We start from the raw sequence: 7661 nt of genomic DNA on the forward strand, positions 1-7661 counted from the left end.
GTTCTCGGTCGTTATTACCCGAACCGGCCGCTAACGTACTCGTGCGTGGCTTGCTCTTTCGGGTTTTGAAAGAGCATTTTGGTGTCGTTGTACTCCACCAAATAGCCGGTTTTGCCCGTTTTTTCGTTGGGCTCGGCGTTGAAAAAGGCAGTGCGGTCCGAGACGCGCGAGGCCTGCTGCATGTTGTGGGTCACAATGACGATGGTGTAGTCCTCTTTGAGCTCGCGCAGCAGCTCCTCAATCGACAGGGTGGAGATGGGATCCAGCGACGAGCAGGGCTCGTCCAGCAGGATGACCTCGGGCTCAATGGCGATCGCGCGGGCAATGCAGAGCCGCTGCTGCTGGCCGCCCGAGAGCGAGAGGCCGCTCTCCTGGAGCTTGTCTTTGACCTCGTCCCAGAGCGCCGCGCGCCGCAGCGTCTGCTCCACCAAATCGTCAATTTTGCCCTGGTAGCCGTTGACGCGGGCGCCAAAGGCGATGTTGTCGTAGATGGGCTTGGGGAAGGGGTTGGGCTGCTGGAACACCATGCCGATGCGGCGGCGCACCTCCACCGGGTCCACGCCCTTGCCGTAGAGGTCGCGGCCGCGGTAGCGAATGCTGCCCGCAACCCGCGCGCCAGGAATGAGGTCGTTGAGGCGGTTGAAGCAGCGCAGGATGGTGCTTTTGCCGCAGCCGGAGGGGCCAATGAAGGCCGTGATTTGGTTTTGCGGGATGTCTAGGGTGACATCCCGCACGGCCAGCGCGCCGCTGTAGTAGACGTGCACGTCATTGGTTTGGATAACCGGCTCGGTGGCGGTTGCGGTTGGGGCAGTAGCTGGGGTGGTGCTCGACATAAGAAGCTTCGGCTAGAACGGCAGGGCAGTAATATATTGACGAGACTTGATGGATTACTGGATCGTGCGCTGGAGCTTGTTGCGAATGAAAATGGCGATGGAATTCATTAGCAGCAGCAACACCATCAGTACGATGATGCCGGTGGCGGCGAGGGCGTGGAACTCCTCGAACGGGCGCGAGACCCAGTTGTAGATTTGGATGGGCATGACCGTGAACGGCATTCGTAACCCCTCCCAAACGGGCCAGAAATCCGGAATGAAGGCAATGTAGGTGAGCGCGCCCACCGCAATTAGCGGCGCCGTCTCGCCAATGGCGCGCGAGAGCGCCAGGATGGTGCCAGTCATAATGCCGGGGAACGCCAGCGGCAGGACTTGCTGGCGCACGGTCTGCCAGCGCGTCGCCCCCAGCGCCAGGGCCCCCTGACGGATGCTGCTGGGTACGGCGCGCAGTGCCTCGCGTGTGGAGACAATGATGATGGGCAGCGCCAGCAGCGATAGGGTCAGCGAGCCCGAGAGCACGCTGCGCCCGCCGGTGATGGGCTCGGCAAGGCTGACAAAGATTTGCAGGCCCAGCAGCCCGTAAATGATGGAGGGCACGGCGGCCAGGTTGTTGATGTTGATCTCGATCACGCGGGTCCAGTGGGCATCCGGGGCGAATTCCTCTAAAAAGATGCCCGCCCCCACGCCAATGGTGAACGAGATGACCGCGGTGCAGACCATCAACCAGATGCTGCCCACAATGGCCGAGAGAAACCCGGCCTCTTCTGGCTTGCGCGAGGGATAGCTCCTCAAAAAGTTCCAGTTGAGGGTGCCGAGGCCATCGGTGAGCACATCGACCAGTAGCGTTGCCAGCACCACCAGGCTCAGGACAATGGCGATCACGCCCAGCGACTCAAAAATCCTGCCTTGCCGGTAGCGGCGCGCCAGTGAGGTTTTGAATCGGGTGGCAGTCCCCGGTGCAGAGCTAAACGACGTCATTCGTACTCCTCCCGAAAGGCCCGAACGAACCAGAAACTAAATAGGTTGAGCGCGAGGGTGATGAGGAACAAAGTCGTGCCCACCGCAAATAGGGTCTTGTAGGCCAGGGTTCCGGCCGGCGCGTCGCCCAGCGACACCTGCACGATGAACGAGGTCATGGTCTGGACCGCCACCGTGGGGTCGAGCGTTAGGGTGGGGCTTTGCCCGGCGGCCACGGTGACGATCATGGTCTCGCCCACCGCCCGGGACATGGCCAACACCATCGAGGCCACAATGCCCGAGAGCGCTCCCGGCAGCACCACGCCCGTAACCACCTCGCGCTTGGTGGCCCCCAGGGCGTAGGCGCCCTGGCGCAGGCGCTGCGGTACCGCGTAGAGCGCGTCCTCGCTCAGCGAAGCCACCAGCGGCACGATGGCAAAGCCCATGACAACGCCGGCGCTGATCGAGTTAAAGCCGTCAAGTTCGATGCCCAGCGGCGCCAGCAGATCCTGCAGCAGCGGGGTAACAAACAGCAGGGCAAAGTAGCCAAAGACCACTGTGGGCACCCCGGCCAGGATCTCCAGCATGGGCTTGACCCACTGGCGCACCTTGGCGTTGGCGTACTCGCTCAGATAGATGGCGCCCATAATCCCGATGGGCACAGCCACCAGCAGCGCGATTGTGGCCGTCATGAAGGTGGCACTCAGCAGCACCATGATGCCGTACTGCTTGTCGGTAAACAGCGGCGTCCAGCGCGTATCGGTCAAAAAGCGCCAGAGCGAGACTTCGCCGAAGAAATTGACCGTTTCGCCCAGCAGGACAAAGACAATGCCGAACGTGGTTAGCACCGAGACCAGGGCAAAGAGCCCGAACACCGTAACGGCAATGCGCTCCACAAGCTTGTTGAGCCCGCGCGGCGGCTGCCAGAGCTGCGAGTTGCGCCCTAGCTCGGTTAGCAGTTGGCGGTTTGTCATCGCACGACGATTCCCATTGCCGGCATGCGAAGGATCCGTTAACTAGAACGGATCCTTCGCGCGAGCGCTAGCGGTCTTACATCAGATCGGACAAGTTCTTGCCCACAGCACTGTTGTCTTCAAACATGGTGCCCGTCTTGCGCTCCTCAACGCGCGTCTGGGCCTTCTGGTAAAGCTCGTCGCTGATGGGGATGTAGCCCACCTCGCTCACTAGTTCCTGGTTCTCACTCGCCAATAAGAAGCTGACGAACTCCTCAACCTGGGGTTTGTTCTCTAGCGACTCGCGATTGATGTACATAAACAGCGGGCGCGTTAGCGGCGTATACTCGCCCGACTGGGCCGTCTGGGTGCTGGGCTCGACGCAGCCGTCGCCATTGTCGACCGCAATGGGCTTGAGCTTGTCTTGGTTTTCTTCGTAGTAGGCCAGGCCAAAATAGCCCAGGGCGTTCACGTCGTCGCTGATGCCCTGGACCAGGACGTTGTCGTCCTCGCTGGCGGTGACATCGCCGCGGCTGGCGCCGGCCTCACCCACGATGGTCTCGGTGAAGTAGTCAAAGGTGCCCGAGTCCGTGCCTGGGATGTAGAGCGATAGCTCTTGGTTCGGGAACTCGCTGCGAATGTCGCTCCAGTTGGTAATTTCGCCCTGAGCCTCGGGCTCAAAGATGGTCTTGAGCTCCTCGGTAGTCAGGCAGCTGGCCCAGTCGTTTTCCGGGTTGGCGAGTACGGCTAGCGCGTCCCGGCCCACCGGAACCTCGACATACTCGATGTCGTTGTTCTCGCAGACCTCGATCTCCTCGGCCTGGATGGGGCGCGAGGCGTCTGAGATATCCGTATCACCGCGGCAGAACTTTTTGAAGCCGCCGCCGGTCCCCGAGACGCCCACCGTGACGTTGACGCCTTGGTATTCCTTCTGGAACTCCTCGGCCACCGCCTCGGCGATGGGGAACACCGTGCTAGAGCCGTCCACGGCAACGGAGCCGCTAATTTCTCCGCCTCCGCCTTCTTGACTAGGTTGGGACTCGCCTCCTGTATCGGAGCCAGTTTGTTCGGAGCTGGTTTGTTGGGCTTGCGGACCGCAGGCAGCGAGCGTCGCTGCCAAAAGCGTGGTCGAGGTTAGCGAGATAGCTCGCTTAGTCCGGGCGTTCCACACCATCATAAGTAATTCCTAAATCGGGTTGCGCTCTAGAGTGGGTCATCGCTCAGGAGTCGCCGCCATCCTACCTGCTATTGCAATCGCCTTTTGCAAAAACAAGGTTAAGTTCTGGTAAAGTTTTGATTAAGTCCGGCCAAACAGCCGCACGCTAGCGGCCCTTGCCCAACAGCACCACTCGCAGCGTTTTGAGGGCGATCGCCACATCTAGCGCCAGCGAGTAATTTTTGATGTAGTAGAGGTCGTATTCGAGCTTGGCGTAGGCATCCTCCACCGAGGCCCCGTAGGGATAGAGCACCTGCGCCCAGCCGGTGATGCCGGGTTTGACCAGATAGCGAATGTTGTAGTAGAGGATTTGGGCTGCCAGTTCGCGATCGAAGGCCGGCCGCTCCGGGCGCGGGCCGATCAGGCTCATCTCGCCCTTGAGGACGTTGCCCAGCTGCGGTAGCTCATCGATGCGCAGCAGCCGGATCCAGCGCCCCACGCGCGTCACGCGCGGATCGGCGGCGCCCGCCCACTGGGGCTGCTGCCCTTGCTCGGCATTGGGCACCATGGAGCGGAACTTGTGGGCCCAAAACGGTTGGCGGTGCAGCCCCGTGCGCTGCTGGTGGTAGAACACCGGCCCCGGGCTCTCCAAGACGATGGCGGCGGCGGTCAGCACCAGCAGCGGCGACAGCCCCACCAGCAACGTTACGGTCAGCGCCAAATCGCCCAAGCGCTTGACCCGCCCCTGAATGGGGTTCTGCAGCAAGTTAAAGCCATTGGCAAACAGGAACCACTCGCTGGCAACGTCGCTAGGGGTAATTTTGCCCAAAAAGCGCTCGCTAAAGTCGATGGGGCGGTAGATGGGGATGCCGCGCAGCCGCAGCTCGGCTAGCTCGGCGGCCAGCGCTTGCGGCAGCGGCGATGGGACCGCCAGCAGGATGCCCGACCAAGCCTGCTGGCAGCCCTGGGGCAAGCCCTCGCCATCCGGGTTGCGCGTGACGAGGGTGGCCTGGGGATAGCGCTGCTGGATGGTAGCCGCCAGGGCCGGCGTCCGGTCGGGATCGCCCACGAGCAGCCAGCGCGCGCGCAGCGACTGCGCGCGCCACCAGCGCGCAATGCTCAACCGCGCTGCCGTCGCCCAGAGCGTAAACAGGGCCAGCCCGCCCAGCAGGACCGTGCGTCCGTAGAAGGGGTTGGTGCCCCAAGCACCGACGACGTAGGCGATCGCGGCTAGCAAGATGCCCGCAACCGCGTTTGCCGCGATCACGCGGTAGGGCGGACGCAGGCCAGCGATTTTGGTCTCGCGCTCGGGGTGGTACGTATCGGCCAGATACAACCCAGCCGGCAGCAGCAGAGCTAGCCCGTAAAAGGGAACGGCTTCCTGGGCCAGCGGCAGCCGATCCAATCGCAGCCAGTAGGCCGCTCCAAAGCCGGCCCCCAAGCCCACCAGGTCGGCGAGCAGCAGGGCCAGGGGCAACCAGCGTTCCGATTGCGTCGCTGGGATCATGGCGCACGCTTCACACCGCAAATAATGCCTTAGGCCAGCTCAGGCGGCCGCCAAGCGCTGTCCCTTCGCTAAGGCCGTGACAACAATGGCCTCGAGGCTATCGTACTGGGGCTGCCAGTCCAGCACGCGCGCGATTCGATCTGCCTGGGCCACCACGGCAGCCGGGTCCCCCGGGCGGCGGTGGGCTTCGTACACCGGAAAATTAGTCCCGGCCACGGCTTTGACGGTACGCAGCACCTCGCGCACGGTGTAGCCGCGCCCGTAGCCGCAGTTGAGCGTCTCGCTGGGGCCGCCGGCTTGCAGGTAGCGCAGGGCCTGCAGGTGAGCGGATGCTAAGTCCTCGACGTGAATGTAATCGCGGATGCCCGTACCGTCGCGGGTGGGGTAGTCCGTGCCAAAAATGCTGACCCCATCTCGCTTGCCGGCGGCAGCTTCGCAAGCCGCGTCGATCAGGTGCAGCGCATGCGCGCTTGGCTGCCCTAAGCGCCCAGCCGGATCGGCCCCGGCCACGTTGAAATAGCGCAAAATCACAAACCGCAACCCCCAGGCCGCCGCGCAATCGCGCAGGATTTGCTCGCTCATGCGCTTGGAGTGGCCGTAGGGGTTAATGGGGGCCAGCGGCGCCGACTCATCCACCGGCACAGTCTGGGGCGTGCCGTAAACCGCTGCCGTACTGGAGAAGACGAACTGGCGAACGCCAAATTCCTGGCAGCAGCTCAGTAAGTTGAGCGTGTTGGCGGTGTTGTTGGCGTAGTAAGCCAGCGGCTGCTCGACCGATTCCGGGGCAACCGTGCTGGCCGCAAAGTGCAGCACGGCGGCAAAGCGGTAGCGGGCGAAGGTCTGGCGCAACCGCTCGCGATCGCTCAGATCGCCTTGCACGAAGTCACCGTAGAGCACTTGGGCGGGGTCGCCGCGGCTGGCGTTGTCGTAGGTGACGGGGAAGTAGCCGGCTTCGCCCAGCTGCCGCACCACGTGCGAGCCAATATAACCGGCGCCGCCAGTCACCAGGATAGAAGTCATATGCAATCCGGCAGTTGTTTCACACCCAACAAAGCGATGGCCCGGCAGAGCGCGTTTAAGTTATCCCATGCAGGCTGAGATCGCAACGACCTCGCTTGAGGGGTCGGTGACGTAGCCCAACCGTTTGAGGTTTCGCACAGGAATGGGCGATGGGGAGCCGGGATAGTAGCCCTCTTCCTCAAGCCCAATCGGAAGGAGCCGATTCCTGACTGCCTCGGTCTTGCTCGAGCTGCTGTTCGATAAGCGCCTGCAGCTGACGGCGCGGCAGCTCGATCCCGTCGCTGAGACTTCCTGGCGCGTCCAGAACAACGACGCTGTCGGCGGCTTCCATGGCAAACAGCTGGAACAGCACGTGCGCAACCGGCACGGGCGCTGCCATCGCTTGCGGGTCGGCGCTGCCTTGAAAGCGCGCCGCATCCTGATGGGTGGCAAAGGCATAGATGGCCTGCTTCTCGCGCTCTGGTCGCTCGGGATCGCGCAACGCGGTCAGCATCCAACGCCCGTCGATGGTTTGGAGAATGTAGTACTCCCGCTGCTGCAGTTGCTCGGCGATCGCGCGCAGCACGGGCACGACGGCGTTGGCCACCACCTCCGGCATGCTTCCGTCCTGCGGCGCTTCATCAATTAAAGCTTGGAGTTGGGCCTCGAGATCCATGGGTTGTTGGCTGGGGGCTGCTTGCCGGGAAGGTTGGGATTAGGGGAAGCGCCTACCCGGCCATCGTAAAGCGCCGGGATGCCAACCCGTTTGCCACCTGAGGGACCGCGATCGCCCATGGGGCTAGCCGCGTTGCCACGCACGCCATGGCGCCGCCGGCTGCGGCAGTTGGGGCGAGCGCCGCCTAGGGCAGCCGTCGAAGATTCGGTCAGCCTGCGCGCGGGCGTGCAAGGGCTGGTCGCTATCGGCATTGTGGCGGTCGATGGGGCGGCCGGCACGGCCATGAGCGCTTGGGCGCTGCCGGCTAGCTTGGCCGGTGCCGCTTGGAGCTGGTACCGGCGCTACCGCAACAATGCTGCCGTTAAAGCCGCGATCGCGCTGGGCATGGTGCTGGCGCTGGCGGCGTTCTTCGGGCAGCTGCTGGGGAGCCTCAACGACATGCGCCTAGTCCTGGCCCGGCTGCTGGTCCAGCTGCAAGTGCTGCACAGCTTCGATCTGCCCCGCCGCCAGGATTTGGGCTATTCCATGGCGATCGGGCTGATCCTGTTGGGGGTTGCCGGAACGCTGGCACAAACGCTGG

Annotated in this window: 8 protein-coding genes; 1 reads left to right on the forward strand and 7 read right to left on the reverse strand. The window is 63.2% G+C overall.

Features of this window, described 5'->3' with window-relative positions; all coding sequences use genetic code 11:
• Positions 1 to 14: 14 nt before the first annotated feature.
• From pstB to BRC58_00795, 7 genes are all read right to left on the reverse strand, one after another.
• Complete coding sequence (gene pstB, locus BRC58_00765; GenBank protein ID PSP19666.1) at positions 15 to 833, reverse strand: phosphate ABC transporter ATP-binding protein; 819 nt, start codon at positions 831 to 833, stop codon at positions 15 to 17.
• Positions 834 to 887: 54 nt separating this feature from the next.
• On the reverse strand, positions 888 to 1811 hold the full coding sequence (gene pstA, locus BRC58_00770) for a phosphate ABC transporter permease PtsA (GenBank protein PSP19667.1): 924 nt from the start codon (positions 1809 to 1811) through the stop codon (positions 888 to 890).
• Positions 1808 to 2764 carry a phosphate ABC transporter permease subunit PstC gene (gene pstC / locus BRC58_00775; GenBank protein ID PSP19668.1) on the reverse strand — a complete coding sequence of 319 codons (957 nt, stop codon included), beginning with the start codon at positions 2762 to 2764 and terminating at the stop codon, positions 1808 to 1810. The genes pstA and pstC overlap by 4 nt, the downstream gene beginning before the upstream one ends.
• A gap of 76 nt (positions 2765 to 2840) precedes the next feature.
• Positions 2841 to 3917: a phosphate-binding protein gene (locus BRC58_00780; protein PSP19685.1), complete on the reverse strand. Its 1077-nt coding sequence runs from the start codon at positions 3915 to 3917 to the stop codon at positions 2841 to 2843.
• Positions 3918 to 4065: 148 nt separating this feature from the next.
• Positions 4066 to 5406 (reverse strand): sugar transferase, encoded by a 1341-nt coding sequence (locus tag BRC58_00785; GenBank protein PSP19669.1) that lies wholly within the window; start codon positions 5404 to 5406, stop codon positions 4066 to 4068.
• A 39-nt stretch (positions 5407 to 5445) separates the two neighbouring features.
• The gene (gene galE / locus BRC58_00790; protein ID PSP19670.1) at positions 5446 to 6426 is read right to left on the reverse strand and encodes a UDP-glucose 4-epimerase GalE; all 981 of its coding nucleotides are present in this window, start codon (positions 6424 to 6426) and stop codon (positions 5446 to 5448) included.
• A gap of 178 nt (positions 6427 to 6604) precedes the next feature.
• Complete coding sequence (locus BRC58_00795; protein PSP19671.1) at positions 6605 to 7081, reverse strand: hypothetical protein; 477 nt, start codon at positions 7079 to 7081, stop codon at positions 6605 to 6607.
• 117 nt (positions 7082 to 7198) lie between these two features.
• Here BRC58_00795 and BRC58_00800 point away from each other — a divergent pair.
• Positions 7199 to 7661: transglutaminase (locus tag BRC58_00800; protein PSP19672.1), on the forward strand; the 463-nt coding region annotated here is incomplete at its 3' end.

This window comes from Cyanobacteria bacterium QS_8_64_29 (assembly GCA_003022125.1).
Taxonomy (GTDB): domain Bacteria; phylum Cyanobacteriota; class Cyanobacteriia; order Cyanobacteriales; family Rubidibacteraceae; genus QS-8-64-29.